Origin of the sequence: Lysobacter sp. TY2-98, from assembly GCF_003367355.1 — a bacterium.
Lineage (GTDB): Bacteria > Pseudomonadota > Gammaproteobacteria > Xanthomonadales > Xanthomonadaceae > Cognatilysobacter.
Map to the genome: position 1 here is coordinate 1256089 of NZ_CP031413.1, position 21747 is coordinate 1277835.

Annotated in this window: 19 protein-coding genes; 13 read left to right on the top strand and 6 right to left on the bottom strand. The window is 67.0% G+C overall.

Features of this window, described 5'->3' with window-relative positions; all coding sequences use genetic code 11:
* Nucleotides 1-8: 8 nt before the first annotated feature.
* Complete coding sequence (metH, locus tag DWG18_RS05895; protein WP_162823894.1) at nucleotides 9-2795, top strand: methionine synthase; 2787 nt, start codon at nucleotides 9-11, stop codon at nucleotides 2793-2795.
* Between the two features lie 28 nt (nucleotides 2796-2823).
* Nucleotides 2824-3486, top strand: a complete 663-nt coding sequence (locus tag DWG18_RS05900; RefSeq protein ID WP_115646246.1) for a hypothetical protein — start codon at nucleotides 2824-2826, stop codon at nucleotides 3484-3486.
* Nucleotides 3487-3490: 4 nt separating this feature from the next.
* Here the strand turns inward: DWG18_RS05900 and DWG18_RS05905 are convergent, their stop codons facing one another.
* The 5 genes from DWG18_RS05905 to DWG18_RS05925 are packed head-to-tail and all read right to left on the bottom strand — an operon-like array spanning nucleotide 3491 to nucleotide 7550.
* The gene (locus DWG18_RS05905; RefSeq protein WP_115646248.1) at nucleotides 3491-4123 is read right to left on the bottom strand and encodes a DUF2058 family protein; all 633 of its coding nucleotides are present in this window, start codon (nucleotides 4121-4123) and stop codon (nucleotides 3491-3493) included.
* A 9-nt stretch (nucleotides 4124-4132) separates the two neighbouring features.
* Nucleotides 4133-4363: a SlyX family protein gene (locus DWG18_RS05910; RefSeq protein ID WP_115646250.1), complete on the bottom strand. Its 231-nt coding sequence runs from the start codon at nucleotides 4361-4363 to the stop codon at nucleotides 4133-4135.
* Entirely contained in the window at nucleotides 4360-5697 is a 1338-nt protein-coding gene (locus DWG18_RS05915; protein ID WP_115646252.1) for a UDP-glucose/GDP-mannose dehydrogenase family protein, read from the bottom strand. The genes DWG18_RS05910 and DWG18_RS05915 overlap by 4 nt, the downstream gene beginning before the upstream one ends.
* A gap of 31 nt (nucleotides 5698-5728) precedes the next feature.
* Nucleotides 5729-6523, bottom strand: a complete 795-nt coding sequence (locus tag DWG18_RS05920; RefSeq protein WP_205289406.1) for an FKBP-type peptidyl-prolyl cis-trans isomerase — start codon at nucleotides 6521-6523, stop codon at nucleotides 5729-5731.
* Between the two features lie 34 nt (nucleotides 6524-6557).
* On the bottom strand, nucleotides 6558-7550 hold the full coding sequence (locus tag DWG18_RS05925; RefSeq protein ID WP_115646256.1) for an FKBP-type peptidyl-prolyl cis-trans isomerase: 993 nt from the start codon (nucleotides 7548-7550) through the stop codon (nucleotides 6558-6560).
* A gap of 179 nt (nucleotides 7551-7729) precedes the next feature.
* Here DWG18_RS05925 and DWG18_RS05930 point away from each other — a divergent pair, with 179 nt between their 5' ends.
* From DWG18_RS05930 to DWG18_RS05950, 5 genes are all read left to right on the top strand, one after another.
* Entirely contained in the window at nucleotides 7730-7951 is a 222-nt protein-coding gene (locus tag DWG18_RS05930) for a hypothetical protein (RefSeq protein WP_115646258.1), read from the top strand.
* A 4-nt stretch (nucleotides 7952-7955) separates the two neighbouring features.
* Nucleotides 7956-8327 (top strand): GntR family transcriptional regulator, encoded by a 372-nt coding sequence (locus DWG18_RS05935; protein ID WP_115646260.1) that lies wholly within the window; start codon nucleotides 7956-7958, stop codon nucleotides 8325-8327.
* The gene (locus DWG18_RS05940) at nucleotides 8324-9211 is read left to right on the top strand and encodes an ABC transporter ATP-binding protein (RefSeq protein ID WP_115646262.1); all 888 of its coding nucleotides are present in this window, start codon (nucleotides 8324-8326) and stop codon (nucleotides 9209-9211) included. Before DWG18_RS05935 ends, DWG18_RS05940 begins: the two co-directional genes overlap by 4 nt.
* Complete coding sequence (locus DWG18_RS05945) at nucleotides 9208-10254, top strand: hypothetical protein (RefSeq protein WP_240318610.1); 1047 nt, start codon at nucleotides 9208-9210, stop codon at nucleotides 10252-10254. Before DWG18_RS05940 ends, DWG18_RS05945 begins: the two co-directional genes overlap by 4 nt.
* A gap of 128 nt (nucleotides 10255-10382) precedes the next feature.
* On the top strand, nucleotides 10383-11090 hold the full coding sequence (locus tag DWG18_RS05950) for a hypothetical protein (protein ID WP_115646264.1): 708 nt from the start codon (nucleotides 10383-10385) through the stop codon (nucleotides 11088-11090).
* Between the two features lie 453 nt (nucleotides 11091-11543).
* On the opposite strand, the gene DWG18_RS05955 is transcribed toward DWG18_RS05950, so the two are convergent.
* Nucleotides 11544-12953, bottom strand: coding sequence for a class II fumarate hydratase (locus DWG18_RS05955; RefSeq protein WP_115646266.1), 1410 nt, complete (start codon nucleotides 12951-12953; stop codon nucleotides 11544-11546).
* Between the two features lie 108 nt (nucleotides 12954-13061).
* Between DWG18_RS05955 and purB the strand changes: the two genes are divergently transcribed.
* The 6 genes from purB (at nucleotide 13062) to sucB (ending at nucleotide 21735) form a co-directional block, all read left to right on the top strand.
* Nucleotides 13062-14438 (top strand): adenylosuccinate lyase, encoded by a 1377-nt coding sequence (purB, locus tag DWG18_RS05960; protein ID WP_115646268.1) that lies wholly within the window; start codon nucleotides 13062-13064, stop codon nucleotides 14436-14438.
* A gap of 1 nt (nucleotide 14439) precedes the next feature.
* A complete protein-coding gene (gene bla / locus DWG18_RS05965; RefSeq protein ID WP_205289407.1) occupies nucleotides 14440-15336 on the top strand; it encodes a subclass B3 metallo-beta-lactamase in 897 nt (298 codons plus the stop codon).
* Complete coding sequence (locus DWG18_RS05970; protein ID WP_240318611.1) at nucleotides 15333-16508, top strand: cupin domain-containing protein; 1176 nt, start codon at nucleotides 15333-15335, stop codon at nucleotides 16506-16508. Before bla ends, DWG18_RS05970 begins: the two co-directional genes overlap by 4 nt.
* A complete protein-coding gene (locus DWG18_RS05975; protein WP_115646272.1) occupies nucleotides 16505-17401 on the top strand; it encodes a GNAT family N-acetyltransferase in 897 nt (298 codons plus the stop codon). Before DWG18_RS05970 ends, DWG18_RS05975 begins: the two co-directional genes overlap by 4 nt.
* Nucleotides 17402-17609: 208 nt before the next feature.
* Nucleotides 17610-20438: a 2-oxoglutarate dehydrogenase E1 component gene (locus tag DWG18_RS05980; RefSeq protein WP_115646274.1), complete on the top strand. Its 2829-nt coding sequence runs from the start codon at nucleotides 17610-17612 to the stop codon at nucleotides 20436-20438.
* 58 nt (nucleotides 20439-20496) lie between these two features.
* Nucleotides 20497-21735, top strand: a complete 1239-nt coding sequence (gene sucB / locus DWG18_RS05985) for a dihydrolipoyllysine-residue succinyltransferase (protein ID WP_115646276.1) — start codon at nucleotides 20497-20499, stop codon at nucleotides 21733-21735.
* Nucleotides 21736-21747 lie beyond the last annotated feature (12 nt).

Genomic DNA, 21747 nt, shown 5'->3' on the forward strand with positions numbered 1-21747 from the left:
CCTTTCGAATCACACGCGACGTCGCGGGACGTCGCACGCACTGCAGACCGATGACCGAACTCATCCCCTACACCCGCCTCGCCGGTCTGGAGCCGCTCGTCGTCACGCCGCAGACTAACTTCGTCAACGTCGGCGAGCGCACCAACGTCACCGGATCGGCGCAGTTCAAGAAGCTGATTCTCGACGGCCGCTACGACGAAGCGATCGTCGTGGCGCGCCAACAGGTGGACAACGGCGCGCAGATCATCGACGTCAACATGGACGAAGGGATGCTCGATTCCGAGCACGCCATGGTGACATTCCTCAACCTGATGGCCGCGGAGCCCGACATCGCGCGCGTACCGGTGATGGTCGACAGCTCCAAGTGGAGCGTGATCGAAGCCGGGCTGAAATGCCTGCAGGGCAAAGGCATCGTCAATTCGATCTCGCTGAAGGAAGGCGAAGCCGAGTTCCTGCGGCAGGCGCGGCTGGTGCGTCGCTACGGCGCGGCGGTGGTCGTCATGGCCTTCGACGAACAAGGCCAGGCGGACACGGTGGAGCGCAAGGTCGACATCTGCTCGCGCGCTTACGAACTGCTGACCGGCGAAATCGGTTTTCCGCCGGAAGACATCATCTTCGACCCGAACGTGTTCGCGATCGCGACCGGCATCGAAGAACACGACGATTACGCGGTCGCCTTCATCGAAGCGGCGCGCGAACTCAAGCGTCGCTTCCCGCACAGCCACATCTCCGGCGGCGTCTCGAACGTCTCGTTCTCGTTCCGCGGCAACGAGCCGGTGCGCCAGGCGATCCACGTCGTATTCCTGTACCACGCGATCCGCGCGGGCATGGACATGGGCATCGTCAACGCGGGTGCCCTGCCCCTTTACGACGATCTCGAGCCCGACCTTCGCGAGCGCGTCGAGGACGTGGTGCTCAACCGTCGCAGGGACTCGACCGAACGCCTGCTCGAGATCGCCGACAAGTACAAGGGCAAGAAGGGCGAGAAGAAGGTCGAGGACCTGCGCTGGCGCGAGAAGCCGGTGCGCGAACGTCTGAGCCACTCGCTGGTGCACGGCATCGACGCGTTCATCGACGGTGACGTCGAGGAGGCGCGCATGCTGTCGACGCGTCCGCTCGATGTCATCGAGGGGCCGCTGATGGACGGCATGAACGTCGTGGGCGACCTGTTCGGCGCCGGCAAGATGTTCCTGCCGCAAGTGGTGAAGTCGGCACGCGTGATGAAGAAGGCGGTCGCCTACCTGCTGCCGTATATCGAAGCCGAGAAGTTGCGCACCGGCGACACGGGGCGCTCGAACGGCAAGATCGTGATGGCGACCGTGAAGGGCGACGTGCACGACATCGGCAAGAACATCGTCGGCGTCGTGCTCGCCTGCAACAACTTCGAGGTCATCGACCTCGGCGTGATGGTGCCGGCGCAGGTCATCCTCGACCGCGCCAAAGCCGAGAACGCCGACCTGGTCGGCCTGTCGGGGCTTATCACGCCTTCGCTGGAGGAAATGAGCCACGTCGCGCGCGAAATGCAGCGCCAGGGCCTCACCATGCCGCTGCTGATCGGTGGCGCCACGACCTCGCGCGCGCACACCGCGCTCAAGATCGACCCGCACTACAAGGCGCCCACGATCTGGGTGAAAGACGCCTCGCGTGCCGTCGGCGTCGCGCAGTCGCTGATCTCGATGGATCTGCGCCAGCCGTTCGTTGCCGCGAATGAAGCTGACTACGCCGAGATCCGCGAGCGTCATCGCAATCGCGGTGACGGCAAGCGCCTTGTTTCGCTCGAGAAGGCACGTGGGCAGCGTTTCGACGGCGGCTGGGACACGCACGCTCCGTCGGCGCCCCGCGTCACCGGCCTGCATGTGTTCGACGACTATCCACTCGCCGAACTCGTCGACTACATCGACTGGACGCCATTCTTCAACACGTGGGAACTCGCGGGTCGCTACCCCGAGATCCTCGAGGACAGCATCGTCGGCGCGCAGGCGCGCGAGCTGTATCGCGATGCGCGCGCAATGCTCGATCGCATCGTCAACGAGCGCTGGCTGCGTGCAAGGGCGGTGTTCGGCATCTGGCCAGCGCAGGGCGTGGGTGACGACGTGGACGTGCGTATCGTCGCCGGCACGGCCGCCACGGCGGGGCCGCGGCATGCCGCGGCGGCTGATGACGTCGCCGACGCGACCGTGCGTCTGCATTTCCTCCGCCAGCAGGTCGACAAGCCCGCGGACCGCCCCGATTTCTGCCTCGCCGATTTCATCGCGCCGCAGGACAGCGGCCGCGAGGACTGGATCGGCGCATTCGCGGTGACTGCCGGTCTCGGCATCGAAGAGCACGTCGCGCGCTTCGAAGCGCAGCACGACGACTACAACGCGATCCTGCTGAAGGCGCTCGCGGACCGTTTGGCCGAAGCCCTCGCCGAACGCCTGCATCAGCGCGTACGTCGCGAGTTCTGGGGATACGCGTCGGACGAGACACTCGACAACGATGCGCTGATCGCCGAGCGCTACGTCGGCATCCGCCCAGCACCGGGTTATCCCGCCTGCCCCGAACACAGCGAGAAGGCCACGCTGTTCCGGCTCCTCGATGCGGCGAAGAACACCGGCGTGGAGCTCACCGAGAGCTTCGCGATGTATCCGGCGTCCTCGGTGTCGGGCTACTACTTCAGCCACCCGAAGAGCCAGTATTTCGTGGTCGGGCGCGTGTCGAAGGAGCAGGTCGCAGACTACGCGCGCCGCAAGGGTGTCGAGGTCGCGCAGGCCGAACGTTGGCTGGCGTCGAATCTCGACTACGATCCGGAGTAACGGCGTCGTCGTCGCCTCTCCGGTCACCATGGACAACGTGCAGTTCCTCCTCGAGCACGCCGCCCCGGGCCGCATTGGCCTGTGCGGGGGACGCGACCCGATCAGCCGCCTGATCCGCAAGGCGCAGGCGCCACTGACCGACGACGGCCACCGCAGCCTGTGGTCGCACGCGTTCCTGTTCACCGAGAAGCGCGTCGACGGACGCTGGTGGGTCGTCGAGTCCGACCTGGATGTCCGCTACAAGCAGGTCCGCCTCGGCGCCCAGGAGAATCGTCTCGACCGCTACTTCGACGCGGAAGCGTTTCCGAACGTCGCCGTGCTGGACTTCGGCCTGGACGCGTCGCAGGCCGCTGCATGCCACGCCGCCGCGCTGGATGTCGTGTCGGGACTCGCGCACTACTCGCTCAGCGAGCTCGTCGGCACATTGCTGGGCATGCACAGCACGCGGCTGCGTCGGCGCGACAACCTACTTGCGCGCGAAGGCGCCCTCTACTGCTCGGCGCTCGTGCAGCACTGCTATGCGGCCGCGGGCGTCGAACTTCTGCCCGGCGTGACCGGCAAGAACGTCACGCCGCACGACCTGGCTGCGTCACCGTTGCCGCACACGGCGCACCGACTGGTGCGCGATCTCGGCGTATCGAAAGTGCGACGCGTCGTGCACCAGGTGGCCGACGCACTCGGCGTCGACTGACGCGTTACCAGACCAGATCGTCCGGTATCTGGTACTGCGGGTCGCTGTACGGATCATCGCTAGCCGGCGCGTTCGGATGGACGCGCAACGCAACCGCCTGCGCGAAGATCGCTTCGGCCTCGCCGAGCACCTGCGCGGTCACCAGCACGTAGCGACCGTCGAGCTGCACCACGCCGAGTTCGCCCGCATTGAGCGCGCGCAACTGCTCCGCGTTGACGTAGATGCGCTTGATCTTGCCGCCGTAGGGGAAGTGACGCGCGATCTCCGCGTCCTTGTCGTTGAGCGACTTGTCCTTCAGGAATTCCGAGAGCTTCGCGCGTGCCTCGCGACGCAGGCGTGCCTCTTCCTGACGCGCAGCCTCGGCGGCAATGCGCTCATCCTTTTCCCGCTGTGCACGCAGCGCATAGGCCTTGCCGAGATCGATCTCTTCCTGCGAGCGCGGCTTGCGCGGCGGCGCGCCGCGTCGATCCGCCGGACGCGCGTCCGGACGACCGCCCTTGCCCGCCGGGCGACGCTCATCGCGGCGCGGCGCGCCCGACTTGCCGCCGGGACGATCGTTGCGTTTTTCGGGCTTGGCAGGCGCCGGGGCGGCCTTGAAGCCGAGGCCGAGAAGCTGGTCGCGAAGGCTGTCAGTCATGACCGTCGATCAGTAATGCGGGGGTGGCGGCTCGAGGCCGGGATCGCCGGTGAGGTCACTGGAGAGGCCCGCGCGGATCTGTCGCAGCTCGTCGAGCGCGCGCTGCAGCATCATGACCAGGCGCCCATTCTCCGATCGCAGATCGGCGAGCGCGTCGCTGAGCTCACCCAGCGAGTGTTCCTGGAAGGCGAGCCGCGTTTCCAGTTCGACGAGGCGATCGTCGAGCGTCGATTCGCTCATGCGATGACCGAACGCCCGCGACCGATGCCGTAGTACGCGAGACCCGCGGACTCGACTTCATCGGGGTGGTAGAGATTGCGACCGTCGAACAGCACGGCGTCCGTCAGCCCTGCGCGCAGGCGCGCGAAGTCCGGGCTGCGGAACTGCTTCCACTCGGTGATGACGACGAGCGCATCGGCGTCGACGAGCGCGGCGTTCGCGCTGTCGCAGAGCACGAAGTCGTCACGATCGCCCACGATGCGCCGGGTCTCCTCGCGCGCCTCCGGATCGTAGGCACGTACTTTCGCGCCCGCGTCCAAGAGCTGCTGCAGCAGCACGAGGCTCGAGGCTTCACGCATGTCGTCGGTGTTCGGCTTGAATGCCAAGCCCCACAGCGCGAACGTCTTGCCGGCGACGTTGCCACCGTAATGGCGCTGGATCAGCTCGAAGAGATGCTGCTTCTGACGGTAGTTGACCGCCTCGACCGCGTCGAGGAGTTCGGCCTTGTAGCCCACGCCCTGCGCGGTGCGCGCAAGCGCCTGCACGTCCTTCGGGAAACACGAGCCGCCGTAGCCGGCACCCGGGTAGATGAAGTGCCAGCCGATGCGCGGATCGGAACCGATGCCCTGGCGCACCATCTCGATGTCCGCACCCACGCGCTCGGCGATGTTCGCCATCTCGTTCATGAACGAAATCTTGGTCGCGAGCATCGCGTTCGCGGCGTACTTGGTCAGCTCCGCCGAACGCACATCCATGACGACGATGCGTTCGTGATTGCGATTGAACGGCGCGTACAGGCGCTTCAGTCGATCGATGACCTGCGCATCGCTCGCACCGATGACGATGCGGTCGGGACGCATGAAGTCGTTGACCGCATCGCCTTCCTTCAGGAACTCCGGATTCGACGCGACACCGAATTCGATGTCGACGCCGCGCGCCTTCAACTCAGCCGCGATAGCATCGCGCACCTTGTCCGCGGTACCGACCGGCACCGTCGACTTGTTGACGACGATGCCGGGGCGATCGAGGTGCCGGCCGATCGTGCGCGCCACGGCGAGCACGTACTGCAGGTCCGCGCTGCCGTCCTCACCGGGCGGCGTGCCGACCGCGATGAAGATCACCTCGCCGCGGACGACAGCGTCCGCGGCGTCGGTGGTGAACTGCAGGCGGCCGGCGGCGTGATTCGCACGCACCATCGGCGCGAGGCCCGGCTCGAAGATCGGGATCTCGCCGCGTTGCAATGCCGCGACCTTGCCCGCATCGATGTCGACACAGACCACGTCATGGCCGACATCCGCCAGGCAGGTGCCCGTGACGAGGCCGACGTAGCCGGTGCCGAAGATGGTGACGCGCATCAGGCGCTCCGTTCCGTGCGATCAGGCGCGATCAATGCGCGGGCGACGTGCCGGCGCCATTCGGATTTGCGATGCCGACGAGTTCGACCTCGAACACCAGCGTCGCGTTCGGCGGGATCGGACCGCCCGGCGTGCCCTGCTCGCCATAGCCCAGCGACGCCGGGATCCACAGGCGGTACTTGCTGCCGACCGGCATCAGCTGGATGCCTTCGCGCCAGCCCGGCACGACGGCGTTGAGCGGAAGCGTGGCGGCGCCGCCGTGGTCTTCCGAGCTGTCGAACTTGGTGCCGTCGAGCAGCTTGCCGGTGTAGTTCACGGTGACCTGGTCGTCCGCCTTCGGCTTCGGACCGGTGCCCTGCGTGATCACCTGGTACTGCAGGCCGCTCGCGGTGGTCTGCACGCCGGCGGCCTTCGCGTTCTTCGCGAGGAACTCCTGGCCTTCCTTCGCGTTCTTCGTCGCTGCCTGCATCTGTTCCGCAATGCGCTTGGCCTGCAGCTTCTGCGCGAATGCTTCGCGGATCTGCTGCGCCTGCTGTTCGGTCATCAGCGGCTTGCTGCCGTCGAGCTGCGCCTTCAGGCCCTTCTCGAGCGTCGGAAGATCGATCTCGTCCTTCACCTGCTTGAGCGTCTGGCCCATGTCCATGCCGATCATGTAGCTGACGCGGGCCTTTTCGTCCTTCAGCCCGGGAATGGCGTTCGGGTCCTTCTTCGCATCGGCCGCAGCGTCGGTCTTCGGCGCGGTCGCGTCCTTGTTGCACCCCGCAGCGGCGAGCAGCGCGACGGACAGCGTGCTCAGCGCCAGCAGGCGCATCGGAGAAACGTTCATTCAAAATCCTCGTTCGGGGCGGCGGCAGCCGCGGTCAGGGCGAGATCGCCAGCAGTTCGACATCGAAGGTGAGCGCGGAGTTCGGGCCGATCTGCTCGCCCGCACCCTTCTCACCGTACGCCAACTGCGACGGAATCCAGAAGCGGTATTTCGCGCCGACCGGCATCATCGACACGCCTTCCGTCCAACCCGGGATCACCTGGTTGAGCATGAATTCGACCGGCTGGCCGTTCTTGTACGAGCTGTCGAACACCGTGCCGTCGAGCAGCTTGCCTTCGTAGTTCACGCGGACGCGGTCGGTCGGCTTCGGGCGCGCGCCCGAACCCTGGCGAAGCACCATGTACTGCAGGCCCGACGGCGTCGAGAACACGCCCTTCTTGGTCCTGTTCTCGGCGAGGAACTTCTCGCCGGCTTCCTTGTTGGTGCCTGCCTGCGCGGAACGCTTGGCTTCCATCTTCGCCTTCATGGCGGTGGTGAACTCGGTACGCACACTGTTGCGCGTCGCTTCGTCGAGTACCGGCTGCTGGCCCGCGAGCAGGCCCGACAGTGCCTGGAACACGATCGGGAAATCGACCTCGTTCTTGATCCCCGCGAGCGACGGACCGAGGTCCGCTGCAACCAGGCGCGCGACTTCGGTCTTTGAAACTTCCGGCACCGGGCCCTGCGTCGGTTGACCGCGACGCGCGGCGATGCGCTGCATGAGCGCCTTGTTGATCTGCGCAGCCTTCTCGCGATCCACCTGCGGCGCCTTCCCCGCAACGACGTCGTCGACGGTTGCGCGGAATGTCGCGATGTCGAGATCCGGAGCGATCGGCATGAGCATCTGCGACAGATCGAACGCCACGACATAGCTCGCCTTCTGGCGCGGCGTGGCGAGCGACTGCGCGGTGATCTGGGACGTAGCGGACGCGGCCGCGGCGGGCTTCGCAGGCGCCTTCGTGGGGGCCTTGGCAGCCGGCGGCGCCGCGAACGCGACAGCGGCGGTCGAGGCGAGCAGCGCGGCGAGGCCGCGTGCGGTCAGGTTCATTGCACGACTCCAGGTGCGGGCGCCGGATCGGCGCGAGGGGCCGTATTGTCACGGCCCGTCCTGAACCGGGCAAATCGGAGAGCGGCCGTATGCCATCAGTTGGGGATGCGGTTGTTGACGCTGGCCGAATCGGTGTTATAGTTGCCTACAACACCGGTCTACCAACGAGGAGGTTTGCCATGTACCGCAGGCTCCGTAACAGCCTGAATGCGCTCGTGGTCACGGCGGCCGTATGTGCGACCGGGGCCTTCGCGGCCGCGTCGATCCCGTTCACACCCGCCACGCCCGTCGTCGCTGCACCCGCCGTCGCTGCCGCCGTGGGCGCCCGCAAGGCCAGCAACACCAATCGCATCCGCCACGCGTTGGCGATGCCCTATTTCTCCTTCCTGCCGAGGGGCTGATCCCATGGCCGCCATCCAATGGAGCGACGGCGCTCCGATCTACCGCCAGCTGAAGGAGCGCGTCATCGCGATGATGCTCGACGGCCTCCTCAAGCCGGGCGATCCGCTGCCCTCCGTGCGCCAGGTCGCCGCGGAGTACCAGCTCAACCCCATCACCGTGTCGCGGGCCTACCAGGAGCTCGCTGACGAATCTCTGGTCGAAAAACGCCGAGGACTGGGCATGTACGTCACCGAAGAAGCCGCGAGGAAGCTGCTGGTCACCGAACGCGACCGTTTCCTCAACGAGGAATGGCCGCAGGTGATGGAACGCATCGCCCGCCTCGGGCTGAAGCTCGAGGAACTGATGGCCGCCGGCCGTAAGGAAGGCACGCAATGAACGCCCAGGTCGCCCCGTCCTCTCCCGCCCCGGTGGTGCGTGCGCGCAACCTACGCAAGGGCTACAAGAACAAGATGGCGCTCGACGGCGCCACGTTCGAGATCCCGGCCGGTCGCATCGTCGGCCTGATCGGTCCGAACGGCGCCGGCAAGACCACCGCGCTCAAGGCCATGCTCGGCCTGATCCCGTTCGACGGCGAACTCAGCGTGCTCGGCCGCAACCCCTGCACGCAGCGCGACGACCTCATGCAGGACGTCTGCTTCATCGCCGACGTCGCGGTGCTGCCGCGCTGGATCCGCGTCAAGGAAGCGATCGAGTTCGTTGCCGGCGTGCATCCGCGCTTCGACATGGCCAAGTGCGAGCGCTTCCTCGCCGGCACGCAGCTGAAGCCGAACCTCAAGGTTCGCGAGATGTCCAAGGGCATGATCGTGCAGCTGCACCTCGCACTGGTCATGGCCATCGATGCCAAGCTGCTGGTGCTCGACGAACCGACGCTCGGCCTCGACATCCTCTACCGCAAGCAGTTCTACCAGCGCCTGCTCGAGGACTATTTCGACGAGGAAAAGACGATCATCGTCACCACCCACCAGGTCGAAGAGATCGAGCACATCCTCACCGACGTGCTGTTCATCCGCGACGGCCGCATCACGCTCGACGCCGCCATGGACACGCTCGGCGAGCGCTACGTCGAAGTGCTGGTGGACGGCGCGCATCTGGATGCCGCGCGTGCACTGAAGCCGATCGACGAACGCGCCCTGCCGTTCGGCAAGACCGTGATGCTGTTCGACGGCGTTCCGGAAGCCCAGCTCGCCACGTTCGGGGAAACCCGCACGCCCGGCCTGGCCGACCTGTTCGTCGCCACGATGAAGGGGACCTACGCATGAACGCCATGACCGACACGATGCCGCGCGCGAAAGTCGCCGCGCCGCATGCCACACACAAGTTCAAGCTGCTGCTCAAGCGCGAGTACTGGGAGCACAAGGGCGGCTTCTTCTGGGCCCCCTTCATCGCCGGCGGCGTGTTCCTGCTGCTGACGCTGATGGGCGTGATTACCGCGGAGGTGTTCAAGAGCCGCGCCGCCGACCACAACATCGATATCAACGGCGCACACGTGCAGGTCGGCGCACTCGACCTCTCCAAGCTCACGCAGCACCTGAGCCCGGAGGATCTGCGCCAGTTCGGCGGCGCGGTCGACCTCACGCTGATGATGTCGGCCGGCATCCCCTTCATCGTGCTGGGCTTCGTGGTGTTCTTCTATGCACTCGGCTCGCTGTACGACGACCGTCGCGACCGCAGCGTGCTGTTCTGGAAGTCGATGCCGCTGTCGGATTCGCAGACGGTGCTGTCCAAGCTCGCCAGCGCCACCCTGGTAGCGCCGGGTTTGGCCGCCCTCGCCGGCATCGCCACGATGCTTGTCCTGATGGTGATGCTCAGCCTGCTCGCGCTGGTCCATGGCGGCAATCCGTTCACGCTGCTCTGGGGCCCTGCAAGCCCGCTGTCGGTCGCCACGACGTTCATCGCCGCGATTCCGGTCTACGCAGCGTGGGCGATGCCGACGATCGGCTGGCTGATGCTCTGTTCGGCCTGGGCACGCAGCAAGCCCTTCCTGTGGGCTCTGGTGATTCCGGTCTTCGCGGGCATCTTCGTGAGCTGGTTCGACGTGCTCCACGTCTTCAATCTCGACACGGCGTGGTACTGGCAGCACATCTTCCTGCGACTGCTCGGCAGCACCTTCCCGACCATGCTCGGCGCCGCGGCGAACCTCGACACGATGCAGATCCATGGCCCGGAAGACATCGCCAGCCTGACGACGATCCGCTCGCTGTACTCGCTGTTCGCGACGCCGTCGATGTGGGTGGGTATCGTCGCCGGCTTCGGCATGATCGTCGCCGCCATCCGCCTCCGCCGCTGGCGGGACGAGGGGTGAGCAGGAGGCGCTAGCGAGGCACCGCCTCGCGCCTCCTGCGAACGCCGGGCGCCCAGCGCCCGGCCGGGCGACGAAACTCTCCCCAGCTCGCCTCATAACCGCTTCGCTGCTGTCCCCAGGACCTCGCCATGAAAACCCTCTACACCGCCCTACTCGCCACCGCCCTCCTCGCCAGCGTCACCGCCTGCCAGAAGAACGACCCGCAGCCCGCTAACGGCTCGAAATCGGCGTCAACGACCGGTGTTGGCGACGGCCTCGGTGACGGCGTGGGCGACTCGGTCGACCGCGCGATGAACGAAGCGCGCGTCAAGCTGCAGAACGAGAACGTCAAACTCAGCGAGGGCGGCCGGCATGCCGAGATCACGCCGAAGGGAGACCTGATCATCGACGGCAAGACCATCGCGATCAACGAGGAACAGCGCCGCCTGCTGCTCGAACATCGCGCGCACATCCTCGAGATCGCCGGCGCCGGCATGGACATCGGCAAGGAAGGCGCACGCATGGCCGGCCGCGCGGTGACCGAGGCGATCAGCGGCATCTTCAGCGGCAACACCGACCGCATCCACGATCGTGTGGAAGCACAGGCACAGGGCATCAAGAAGGCGGCCGCGGCGCTGTGCGACAAGTTGCCGGCGATGTACGCGTCGCAGCAGCGCGTCGCCGCGGCGATTCCGGAGTTCGCACCCTTCGCGAAGATGAAGTCGACCGAGCAGGACAAGTGCCACGCCGACATCAATTCGGACGACAAGGCGGATTCGGAGTCGAAGTCGGATGCCGACGGGGATTCGGACAACGAAGCGGCAACGGCGGCGAACGCGGCCGCGAAGTCCAACTGATCGTCGACGAACGCTGGAAAGCTTCAACGCGCCGTCATTGACGGCGCGTTGCCGTTTGTGGGATCCGAAACACCTTCAGAGGAAGCTGCGATGGCAGGCGGCCCGGTGGGCCGGGCCATGTGCGCCTGTCGCGATTTCGCCAACCCGCGAAGTGCCAGTGGGAAACTGGAGCTCGCGTTATCCGGGGCCTGCGACCGAGCCACTGGCATCTGCAAACCGCCAGCGGCGCGCTCCATCGCAATCGGGTGGACGCGTGGCGCAGCCCGCGCCAGTGGCAAGTTCGCCGGGCGACGTCGCTATGCGCCTGCTCGTGCGGGCCAGCGCCGTGCGGTCGCGGTTTGCGATGGGCACAAAGCAGTCCGTCGCAGGCCGTGATTTTCGGCGGCTGGTCGGCGCCAGTGGGGCGCAGGCGTTCGCAAGTTGCGCGAGGCAGTGCGTCGCAAGCGGCCTCGCTCACCCGCCGCCGGACATCCCCTCGCGAATGCCGCCCTTCGTGAGCGCCGCGGGATCCAGCAACCGCCGCAACGCATCGCGCGACATGCCCGTTGCTTCGGCCGCGACGTCGAGCACCGGCCGCCCTTCCTTGTAGGCCTGTTTCGCGATCGCCGCCGCCTTCTCGTAGCCGATCACCGGATTGAGCGCGGTGACCAGGATCGGATTGCGATCCAGCGCTTCGCGGATCCGATCGCTGCGGACCTTCACTCCGGCGATCGCGCGGTCCGCCAGCAGACGCATGACGTTCGACAGCAGGCCGATCGAATCGAGCAGGTCGTACGCGATCAGCGGCAGCATCACGTTGAGCTGGAAGTTGCCGCTCTGCCCGGCGACGGTGATCGCGGTGTGGTGACCCATCACCTGCGCGCAGACCATCGCGACGGCTTCCGGAATCACCGGATTCACCTTGCCCGGCATGATCGAACTGCCCGGCTGCAGGGCCGGCAATTCGATCTCGCCGAGCCCCGCGAGCGGCCCCGAATTCATCCAGCGCAGGTCGTTCGCGATCTTCATCAGCGCGACCGCCAGCGCATTGAGCTGGCCCGATAGCTCGACCGCGTCGTCCTGCGAGGCGATGCCCTCGAAACGATCGGCAGCAGGCGTGAACTTCACGCCGGTGGCCCGTGCCAGCGCCTTCGTCACCTGCTCGCCGAACTTCGGGTGCGCGTTGATACCGGTGCCCACCGCGGTGCCACCGATCGGCAGCCGCTGCAGGCGCACCAGCGCGTCCTCGATGCGCATGCGCGCCGAATCCAGCTGCGAGGCCCAGGCGCCGAATTCCTGCGCGAACGTCACCGGCATAGCGTCCATCAGGTGCGTACGGCCGGTCTTGGCGACCTTGGCGAGCGAGCGGCCCTTCTTCGACACCGTGTTCTGCAAGTGCTTCAGCGCGGGCAGCAACTCGCGCGTGCAGGCGATCGCCGCGGATACGCGGATGGCGGTAGGAATGACGTCGTTCGAGCTCTGGCCGAGATTGACGTGATCGTTCGGATGCACGCGTCGCCGCGTGTTCGAGGCCACGTGCGCGACCACCTCATTCGCGTTCATGTTGCTCGAGGTGCCCGAGCCGGTCTGGTAGACGTCGATCGGGAAATGCGCGTCGAACTCACCGTCGGCCACGCGCCCGGCAGCGGCAGCGACCGCCTTGGCGAAGGCTGGATCGAGCAACTTCAGGCGGCCGTTGACCTCGGCCGCCGATGCCTTGATCAGCCCCAATGCTTCGATGAAGCCGCGCGGCATACGCTGTCCGGAGATCGGGAAGTTCTCCACCGCCCGCTGCGTCTGCGCACCCCACAGTGCGTCGGCCGGTACCTCCAGCTCGCCCATGCTGTCGTGTTCGATGCGGACATTTCCGTCGTTCCCGGCCATCGTCGTCTCCTGTCGAAGCGGCCAGCGTACGACGCGCGGCGTCAACGCGTGCCGGGGCCAAGCGCCCGCGGCAGGTAAAATCGCCGCTCCCTCCCCGCCCGGCCCGCCATGTCCCCGTCCGTCGAAACCTCGCTCCTCGCCCTTTCGCCGCTCGATGGCCGCTATGCGGGCAAGGTCGACGCGCTGCGGCCGGTGTTCTCCGAGTTCGGCCTGATCAGGGCGCGGGTGAAGGTCGAGGTCGAATGGCTGATCGCGCTCGCCGCGGAGCCGGGCATCGCCGAGCTTCCGGCCTTTCCCGATCCCGCGGTCTCCCGCCTGCGCGCATTCGCCGATGGCCTCAGCGTCGCCGATGCCGCACGCGTCAAGGAAATCGAGCGCACCACCAACCACGACGTCAAGGCGGTCGAGTACCTCATCAAGGAAAAGCTCAAGGACGACGCCGAACTCGCGCCCGCGCTGGAGTTCGTGCATTTCGCGTGCACGTCCGAGGACATCAACAACCTCAGCTACGCGCTGATGCTGCGCGAGGCGCGCGACGACGTGATGGCGCCGCGCCTGCGCGAACTCATCGCCAAGCTGCGCGACATGGCGCACCAGCACGCCGCATTGCCGATGCTGTCGCGCACCCATGGCCAGACCGCGTCGCCGACGACGGTGGGCAAGGAGCTCGCCAACGTCGTCGCCCGCCTGGAACGCCAGCGCGAAGTGCTCCAAGCGCTGCCGATGCCGGGCAAGATCAACGGCGCGGTCGGCAACTACAACGCGCACATCGCGTCGTATCCCGACGTCGACTGGGCCGCGTTCTCGCAGCGTTTCGTGCAGTCACTGGGCCTGAGCTGGCAGCCTTACACCACGCAGATCGAGCCGCACGATGGCGTCGCCGAGATCAGCGATTCGATGAAGCGCATCGGCACGATCTGCGTGGATCTCTGCCGCGACGTCTGGGGTTACATCTCGCTCGGCTACTTCAAGCAGGCGGTGAAGGCCGGTGAAGTCGGCAGCTCGACCATGCCGCACAAGGTAAACCCGATCGACTTCGAGAACGCGGAAGGCAACTTCGGCATCGCCAACGCGCTGTTCGAACACTTCGCCGCGAAGCTGCCGATCAGCCGCTGGCAGCGCGACCTCACCGACTCCACCGTGCTCCGCGCACTCGGCACCGCGTTCGGCCATGCGCTGATCGGCTTCGACGCGCTGAGTCGTGGCCTCGGCAAGCTCAGCGTGAACCCCGATCGCCTCGCCGCGGATCTCGACGCAGCGTGGGAAGTCCTCGCCGAAGCTGTGCAGACGGTGATGCGTCGCTACGGCCTGCCGCAGCCCTACGAGCAGCTCAAGGCGCTCACCCGCGGCCATGGCATCAGCGAGCAGGCGATGCGCGAGTTCATCGCCAGCCTCGACTTGCCGGCGGACGCCAAGCAACGCCTCGTCGACATGACACCGTCCACCTACATCGGCCGCGCCGCCGAACTCGCCCGGAACGTCTGACGTGCGGGCCCTCGCCGTCGCGCTCGCCCTGGCCATCCTGTCCGCACCTGCGAGCGCGGCGGTCAAGCCGGCTGCGCCCGCACCCGCCACGACCGAACCCAACCGCTGCGCCGATGACGCCGGCTGGGATGATCCTGCCGTACCGCGGCACGTCTACGGCAATACGTGGTACGTCGGCACCTGCGGCATCAGCGCGTTGCTGGTGACGTCGAAGGATGGCCACGTCCTGATCGATGCCGGCACCGAAGCCGCGGCATCGCAGGTCGAGGCGAACATTCGCGCACTCGGCTTCCGCGTCGAGGACATCCGCGCGATCGTCGGCTCGCATGCACATTCCGACCACGCGGGCGGCCTTGCGAAGTTGCAGAAGGATTCGGGCGCGCCGCTGTACGCGCGTGCTTCGGCGGTGCAACCGCTGTCGACCGGCAACGCGGACCGCAGCGACCCGCAATTGCTCGCGCTCAAGCCGTTCCCTGCCGTTGCGCACGTCGAAACCATCGACGACGGCGGCCACGTGCGCGTCGGCGCAATCGACCTCACCGCGCACGCGACCCCTGGACACACGCCTGGCGGCAGCAGCTGGACGTGGCGCGAATGCGAACGCGATCGCTGCGTCGACATGGCCTATGTCGACAGCCTCAGCGCCGTGTCGGACGACGTGTATCGCTATTCCGACGACGCCGCGTACGTCGCCGCGTTCCGCACGACGCTTACCGCCGTCGCAGCACTGCCCTGTGACGTGCTGGTGACGCCGCATCCGTCGGCCAGCAACCTGTGGGCACGCGTCCCGCCCGTATCGTCGAAGCCGCTGATCGACGCCGGTGCATGCCGCGCCTACGCGCTGGGCGCGACGCAGCGCCTCGACGCACGCCTCGCGAAGGAGGCCGAAGCCAAATGATCGAGATCGATGCTCGCGGAAAATCGCTGCTCGGCATGACCCCGGCGCGCTTCCTGCGCGACTTCTGGCAGAAGAAACCGCTACTGATCCGCAACGCCTTCGCCGACTTCGTGACGCCGATCGAGCCGGAAGATCTCGCCGGCCTCGCCTGCGAGGAGTTCGCACTGTCCCGCATCATCCAGCACGACCGCGCGAGCGATCGCTACACGCTGCGCACCGGCCCGTTCGCCGAGGACGAGTTCCCCGGCATGCCCGACCACGACTGGACGCTGCTGGTGCAGGACGTCGACAAATGGGACGCGGACGTCGCCGCGATTCTCCCGCGTTTCGATTTCCTGCCGCGCTGGCGCGTCGATGACGTGATGATCTCGTTCGCGGCCACGGGAGGTTCCGTCGGCGCGCATGTCGACCAGTACGACGTCTTCCTTCTGCAGGCCCAGGGCCATCGTCGCTGGCAGATCGATGCGTCGAAGAATCCGCCGCTCGATTTCCGCGACGACGCCGACATCAAGCTGCTGCGCGAGTTCACGCCGACTCACGAGTGGGTGCTCGGTCCGGGCGACATGCTGTACCTGCCGCCGGGCGTGCCGCATCACGGCGTGGCCGAGGATCCATGCCTGACGTTCTCCGTCGGCATGCGCGCACCGTCGTCGGCCGAGCTGCTCGGCGATTTCGTCGACACGCTCGCCGCCGAGGCCGATGAAGCGTTGCGTTATGCCGATCCGGATCTTGCGCCGGCAAAGGACAGGTTCGAGATCGACGACGCCGCGATGACGCGCGCGATCGAGGCGCTCAACGCGCTGCGCATGAACGACCAGGATCGCCTGTCCGACTGGTTCGGCCGATTCATCACTGCGTACCGCAGCAGCGGGATCGTTGCGGCGCCGGGCCCCGCGATCGATCGCGCGTCGATCGAGCAGGCACTGACCGAGGGCGAGACGCTTCATCGCAATCCGTTCTCGCGTGTCGCCTGGCGCAGGACTGCGCGTGGCGCACTGCTGTTCGTCGCCGGACATTCATTCGCGATGCCCGTCGCGGACGCGAAACGTCTTTCCGCCGCTGCGGAACTCGACATCGGCGGTTACACGCGACTCGGCGATGCCGCGCGCGAAGCCGTCGCCGACCTCGCGGCCGGCGGCCACTACCAGCTCGCCGGAGGCGAAGAGGAATGAGCGACTTCCGCGTCGAACGCGTCGACTACGGCACGGCGCTGTCCGAACTGCGCGCGATCCGCGACGTCGTCTTCGTCGGCGAGCAGCGCGTGCCGGTCGAGATCGAACGCGACGCGCTCGACGCCAGCTGCACGCATGTGCTCGCGCGCGATGCCGATGGTCGCCCGATCGGTACTGGCCGCCTCGCGCCCAACGGCAAAATCGGCCGCATGGCAGTGCTGGGCGAGTGGCGCGGTCGTGGCGTCGGCCGCGCGATGCTGCTGCGACTGCTCGACGCCGCGCGCGAAGCCGGCCTGTCGGACGTGATGCTGCACGCGCAAGTCGACGCTGAACGCTTCTACGCCGCCGACGGCTTCCTGCCGGTGGGAGACCGATTCGAAGAGGCCGGCATCGTCCACCAGGAAATGCGTCGGTTGCTCGACCGACCGGCCGCGGTCGAAACGGCCGCGCAGGCGATCGCGGCGGTGGTGGGCATCGCCACGAATACGCGCCGCGCGATGGTGATCTACAGCCGCGAGCTGGATCCCGGATTACTGGACCACCCGAACGTCACGACGGCACTGCGCCGACTCGCCACCCGCGGCGGCGAGATCCGCCTGCTGCTGCAGGACGTCGCCGCGCCGCAGCGGGCGCACGCCCCACTGATCGCGCTGGCCCAGCGCCTGTCGTCGGCCTTCTTGGTCCGCGTCATCGAGGAGCCAGTCGACCTCACCTATCCGTCCGCCTTCGTCGCCAACGACACGGGCGGCTGGTACTTCCGGCCGCTCGGGCATCGGCTGGACGGCGAGACCCAGCTCGACGGCGCGGCCCGTGTCCGGCAGCTGCGCACCGTGTTCGACAGCGCCTGGGAACGGGCACGCCCGGCGACCGAGTTGCGCGCGCTGGGGATCTGACCGCCGCGGTCGCGACGTCGCGAAATCCGCTTTCCTGCGGCGATCTCCGCGGATCGGACCCGCTCGCGGCGTCGATCCGCATCGGCGGACGTCATCGTTTCGGGCACGGGCCGGCCGCATCCCGCTATAATTCCGCGTCTTTCGCGCCCGATCGCGACATGCGGCGCGAACTACCCACCTCCCCGCCGAGCCAGACGCCACCGCCATCGTGGATAGCCTTCTGAAGCAGTTTGCCCAGACCTCCCAACTCGGCGCGAACGCCGCCTACGTCGAGGATCTGTACGAGCAGTACCTGGTCGCACCGGACAGCGTCGACCCGAAATGGAAGGCCTACTTCGATGGCGTGAAGAGCGGCTCGACGACTGAGGTGCCGCACTCCGCGGTGCTCGAGTCGATCGCCGAGGCCGGTCGCCAGGCGGCCCGTGGTGCTCTCGCCAGCTGCGGTAGCGCCGCCGACGAGCGCCAGTACGCGGTCGGCAAGCTGATCGTCGCCTACCGTTCGCGCGGCCACCTCGCGGCCAACCTCGATCCGCTCGGCCTCGAGAAGATGCCGCCGGCGCCGGACCTCGAACTCGCCTTCCACGGCCTGTCCGAAAAGGACCTGTCCGCCGAATTCAGCACCGGCGGCGTGGGCGGCAAGGACCGCATGAAGCTGGCCGACCTCGTTGACCTGCTCAAGCGCACCTACACCGGCACCGTCGGCGCCGAGTTCATGCACATCGCCGAGTCCGACCAGCGCCGCTGGATCTACGAGCGCATGGAAAAGGCCGGCGGCCGCTACGCGCGCAGCGCCGACGAGCGCAAGCGCGTGCTCGAGCGCCTGACGGCCGCCGACGGCCTCGAGCGCTACCTCGGCACCAAGTACGTCGGCCAGAAGCGCTTCTCGCTGGAAGGCGGCGACTCGCTCATCCCGCTGCTCGACGACATGGTCCGTCGCGCAGGCACGCAGGACGCCAAGGAAATCGTGATGGGCATGGCCCACCGCGGACGCCTCAACGTGCTGGTCAACACGCTCGGCAAGCCGCCGCGCGACCTGTTCAACGAGTTCGAAGGCAAGTTCGAGCACGTGCACAGCGACCTCGCCCACCAGGGCGACGTCAAGTACCACATGGGCTTCTCCGCCGACGTCGCCACGCCGGGCGGCCCGGTGCACCTCGCGCTGGCCTTCAATCCGTCGCACCTCGAGATCGTCGATCCAGTGGTCGCCGGCAGCGTGCGCTCGCGCCAGACGCGCCGCGGCGATGAGAGCCGCAAGCAGATCCTGCCGGTGCTGATGCACGGCGACGCCGCGTTCGCGGGCCAGGGCGTGGTGATGGAGCTGTTCCAGATGTCGCAGGCGCGCGGTTTCGCCGTCGGCGGCACGGTGCACATCGTCATCAACAACCAGGTCGGCTTCACCACGAGCGAGCGCCAGGACGCGCGTTCGACGCTGTACTGCACCGACGTGTCGAAGATGGTCGGCGCGCCGGTGCTGCACGTGAATGGTGACGACCCGGACGCCGTGCTGTTCTGCGGCGAACTCGCCCTCGATTTCCGCAACACGTTCGGCAAGGACGTGGTCATCGACCTCGTCTGCTACCGCCGCCACGGCCACAACGAGGCCGACGAGCCGGCGGCGACGCAGCCGCTGATGTACCAGGTGATCCGCAAGCACCCGACGCCGCGCGAGCTGTACGCGAAGCGCCTGATCGCCGAGAACGTGATCACCGAGGCCGACGCACAAGCGATGGTCGACGCGTATCGCGCGAAGATGGACGCCGGCGAAGTCACCGCTGAAGTCGTCGACGTCAAGCCCGACGAGTTCACCCCCGACTGGTCGAGCTTCCTCACGGGCAAGCTGTCGGACCCGGTCGATACGCGGTTCGACCGTACGAAGCTCGTCGAACTCGCGACCGCGATCAACACCGTGCCGGATCGCATCACGCTGCATCCGCGCGTCGCCAAGATCTACGACGACCGCCGCAAGATGACGGCCGGCGAGCAGCCGGGCGACTGGGGCTTCGCCGAGAACCTCGCCTACGCGACACTGCTCAAGGAAGGCTACAAGCTGCGCCTTGTGGGCCAGGACTGCGGCCGCGGCACGTTCTTCCACCGCCACGCGATCCTGCACGACCAGAAGACCGACGAGTACTACTTGCCGCTGCGCGAGCTGGTCGGTAACCCGGCGGACGTCGCCGTGATCGACTCGCTGCTGAGCGAGGAAGCGGTGATGGCGTTCGAGTACGGCTATTCGACGGCCGATCCGATGACGCTCGACATCTGGGAAGCCCAGTTCGGCGACTTCGCGAACGGCGCGCAGGTGGTGATCGACCAGTTCCTGTCGTCCGGTGAAGCGAAGTGGGGTCGCCTCTGCGGTCTTGCGCTGTACCTGCCGCACGGTTACGAAGGCCAGGGCCCCGAGCACAGCTCCGCCCGCCTGGAGCGCTACCTGCAGCTGTGCGCGCTCGACAACATGATCGTCTGCACGCCGACGACGCCGGCGCAGGACTTCCACATGATCCGCCGGCAGATGCGCATGACCACGCGCAAGCCGCTGGTCGTCATGACGCCGAAGTCGCTGCTGCGCCACAAGCTCGCGGTGTCGACGCTGGACGAACTCGCGAACGGCGAATTCCAGAAGCTGATCCCGGATTCGGTGACGACGCCGAAGAAGGCCAAGCGCGTCGTCATCTGCGGCGGCAAGGTCTATTACGACCTGCTGGAAGACATGCAGAAGCGCGGCGCCGACGATGTCGCGCTGATCCGCATCGAACAGCTGTATCCGTTCCCGCGCAACGAACTCAAGGCCGAGCTCGCGAAGTATTCGACCAAGGATGTGGTGTGGTGCCAGGAAGAGCCCATGAACCAGGGCGCGTGGTACCAGATCCGCCATCACCTCGTCGCCTGCCTCGGCGCGAAGCAGTCGATCCACTACGCGGGTCGCTCGCGCTCGCCGTCGCCGGCAGCTGGCCACTTCGCCGACCACGTCCGCGAACAGCAGCAGCTGATCGCCGACGCGCTGGTCAATCCGCTCAACGGCGAGGTGTCGGAGGAGTAATCCGTCGACGCCGCGCCAACGCTTGCTGCACCCTTCTATTTCTCAAGGACGCTTTTCCATGAGCACCGAAATCAAGGTTCCCGTGCTGCCCGAGTCGGTCAGCGACGCCACCATCGCCACCTGGCACAAGAAGCCCGGCGACGCGGTCAAGCGCGACGAGAACCTCGTCGACCTCGAGACCGACAAGGTCGTGCTCGAAGTGCCCTCGCCCGTCGACGGTGTGCTCAAGGAAATCAAGTTCGACACCGGCGCGACGGTCAACAGCGAGCAGGTCATCGCGATCGTCGAGGCCGGCGCTGCGGCCGCAACGCCCGCACCCGCTGCCGAAGCGAAGTCGGACAAGGTGATCGACGCCAAGAACACCGCGGCCACCACCGCCGAAGCGCAGCCGATCGTGCCGAAGGCCGCCGCTCCGGCCGCTGCCAGCGGCCAGGCGTCGACCACGAATGCCCAGCTGCCGCCGGGTGCGCGCTTCGCCGCCGAGACGTCGGGCGTCAACGCCGCAGACGTGTCGGGAACGGGCCGCCGTGGCGCGGTGACCAAGGAAGACATCGTCAATTACGCGAAGTCCGGTGGCGTCGGTGCCGCGGGCGGCGCGCGTCCGGAAGAGCGCGTGCCGATGACGCGCATGCGCGCGCGCATCGCCGAGCGCCTGATGCAGTCGAAGAACTCGATCGCGATGCTGACCTCGTTCAACGAGGTCAACCTCGGCAAGGTCATGGCGATGCGTTCTGAGCTTCAGGACGATTTCGTCAAGGCCAACGGCATCAAGCTCGGTTTCATGAGCTTCTTCGCCAAGGCCGCGGCGAACGCGCTGCAGCGCCACCCGATCATCAACGCCTCGGTCGACGGCAACGACGTGATCTATCACGGCTATGCCGACATCTCGATCGCGGTGTCGACCGACAAGGGCCTGGTGACGCCGGTGCTGCGCAACGTCGAGCGCATGTCGTTCGCCGACATCGAGAAGGGCATCGCGGACTACGCCAAGAAGGCGCGCGACGGCAAGCTCGGCCTCGACGACCTGCAGGGCGGCACGTTCACGATCACCAACGGCGGTACGTTCGGCTCGCTGATGTCGACGCCCATCGTCAATCCGCCGCAGAGCGCCATCCTCGGCATGCACGCGATCAAGGAGCGCGCGATCGTCGAGAACGGCCAGGTCGTCGCGGCGCCGATGATGTACATCGCGCTGTCCTACGACCACCGCATCATCGACGGCAAGGACGCGGTGCTGTTCCTGGTCGACATCAAGAACCAGCTCGAGAACCCGCACCGCATGCTGCTGGGCATGTAATGCCCGCCGGGC

Excerpts from the sequence above, each read along its gene's own strand:
- DWG18_RS05900 (WP_115646246.1), top strand. The coding sequence starts at position 2,824 with ATGGACAACGTGCAGTTCCTCCTCGAGCACGCCGCCCCGGGCCGCATT.
- DWG18_RS05905 (WP_115646248.1), bottom strand. The coding sequence starts at position 4,123 with ATGACTGACAGCCTTCGCGACCAGCTTCTCGGCCTCGGCTTCAAGGCC.
- DWG18_RS05910 (WP_115646250.1), bottom strand. The coding sequence starts at position 4,363 with ATGAGCGAATCGACGCTCGACGATCGCCTCGTCGAACTGGAAACGCGG.
- DWG18_RS05915 (WP_115646252.1), bottom strand. The coding sequence starts at position 5,697 with ATGCGCGTCACCATCTTCGGCACCGGCTACGTCGGCCTCGTCACGGGC.
- DWG18_RS05920 (WP_205289406.1), bottom strand. The coding sequence starts at position 6,523 with ATGAACGTTTCTCCGATGCGCCTGCTGGCGCTGAGCACGCTGTCCGTC.
- DWG18_RS05925 (WP_115646256.1), bottom strand. The coding sequence starts at position 7,550 with ATGAACCTGACCGCACGCGGCCTCGCCGCGCTGCTCGCCTCGACCGCC.
- DWG18_RS05930 (WP_115646258.1), top strand. The coding sequence starts at position 7,730 with ATGTACCGCAGGCTCCGTAACAGCCTGAATGCGCTCGTGGTCACGGCG.
- DWG18_RS05935 (WP_115646260.1), top strand. The coding sequence starts at position 7,956 with ATGGCCGCCATCCAATGGAGCGACGGCGCTCCGATCTACCGCCAGCTG.
- DWG18_RS05940 (WP_115646262.1), top strand. The coding sequence starts at position 8,324 with ATGAACGCCCAGGTCGCCCCGTCCTCTCCCGCCCCGGTGGTGCGTGCG.
- DWG18_RS05945 (WP_240318610.1), top strand. The coding sequence starts at position 9,208 with ATGAACGCCATGACCGACACGATGCCGCGCGCGAAAGTCGCCGCGCCG.
- DWG18_RS05950 (WP_115646264.1), top strand. The coding sequence starts at position 10,383 with ATGAAAACCCTCTACACCGCCCTACTCGCCACCGCCCTCCTCGCCAGC.
- DWG18_RS05955 (WP_115646266.1), bottom strand. The coding sequence starts at position 12,953 with ATGGCCGGGAACGACGGAAATGTCCGCATCGAACACGACAGCATGGGC.
- purB (WP_115646268.1), top strand. The coding sequence starts at position 13,062 with ATGTCCCCGTCCGTCGAAACCTCGCTCCTCGCCCTTTCGCCGCTCGAT.
- DWG18_RS05970 (WP_240318611.1), top strand. The coding sequence starts at position 15,333 with ATGATCGAGATCGATGCTCGCGGAAAATCGCTGCTCGGCATGACCCCG.
- DWG18_RS05975 (WP_115646272.1), top strand. The coding sequence starts at position 16,505 with ATGAGCGACTTCCGCGTCGAACGCGTCGACTACGGCACGGCGCTGTCC.
- sucB (WP_115646276.1), top strand. The coding sequence starts at position 20,497 with ATGAGCACCGAAATCAAGGTTCCCGTGCTGCCCGAGTCGGTCAGCGAC.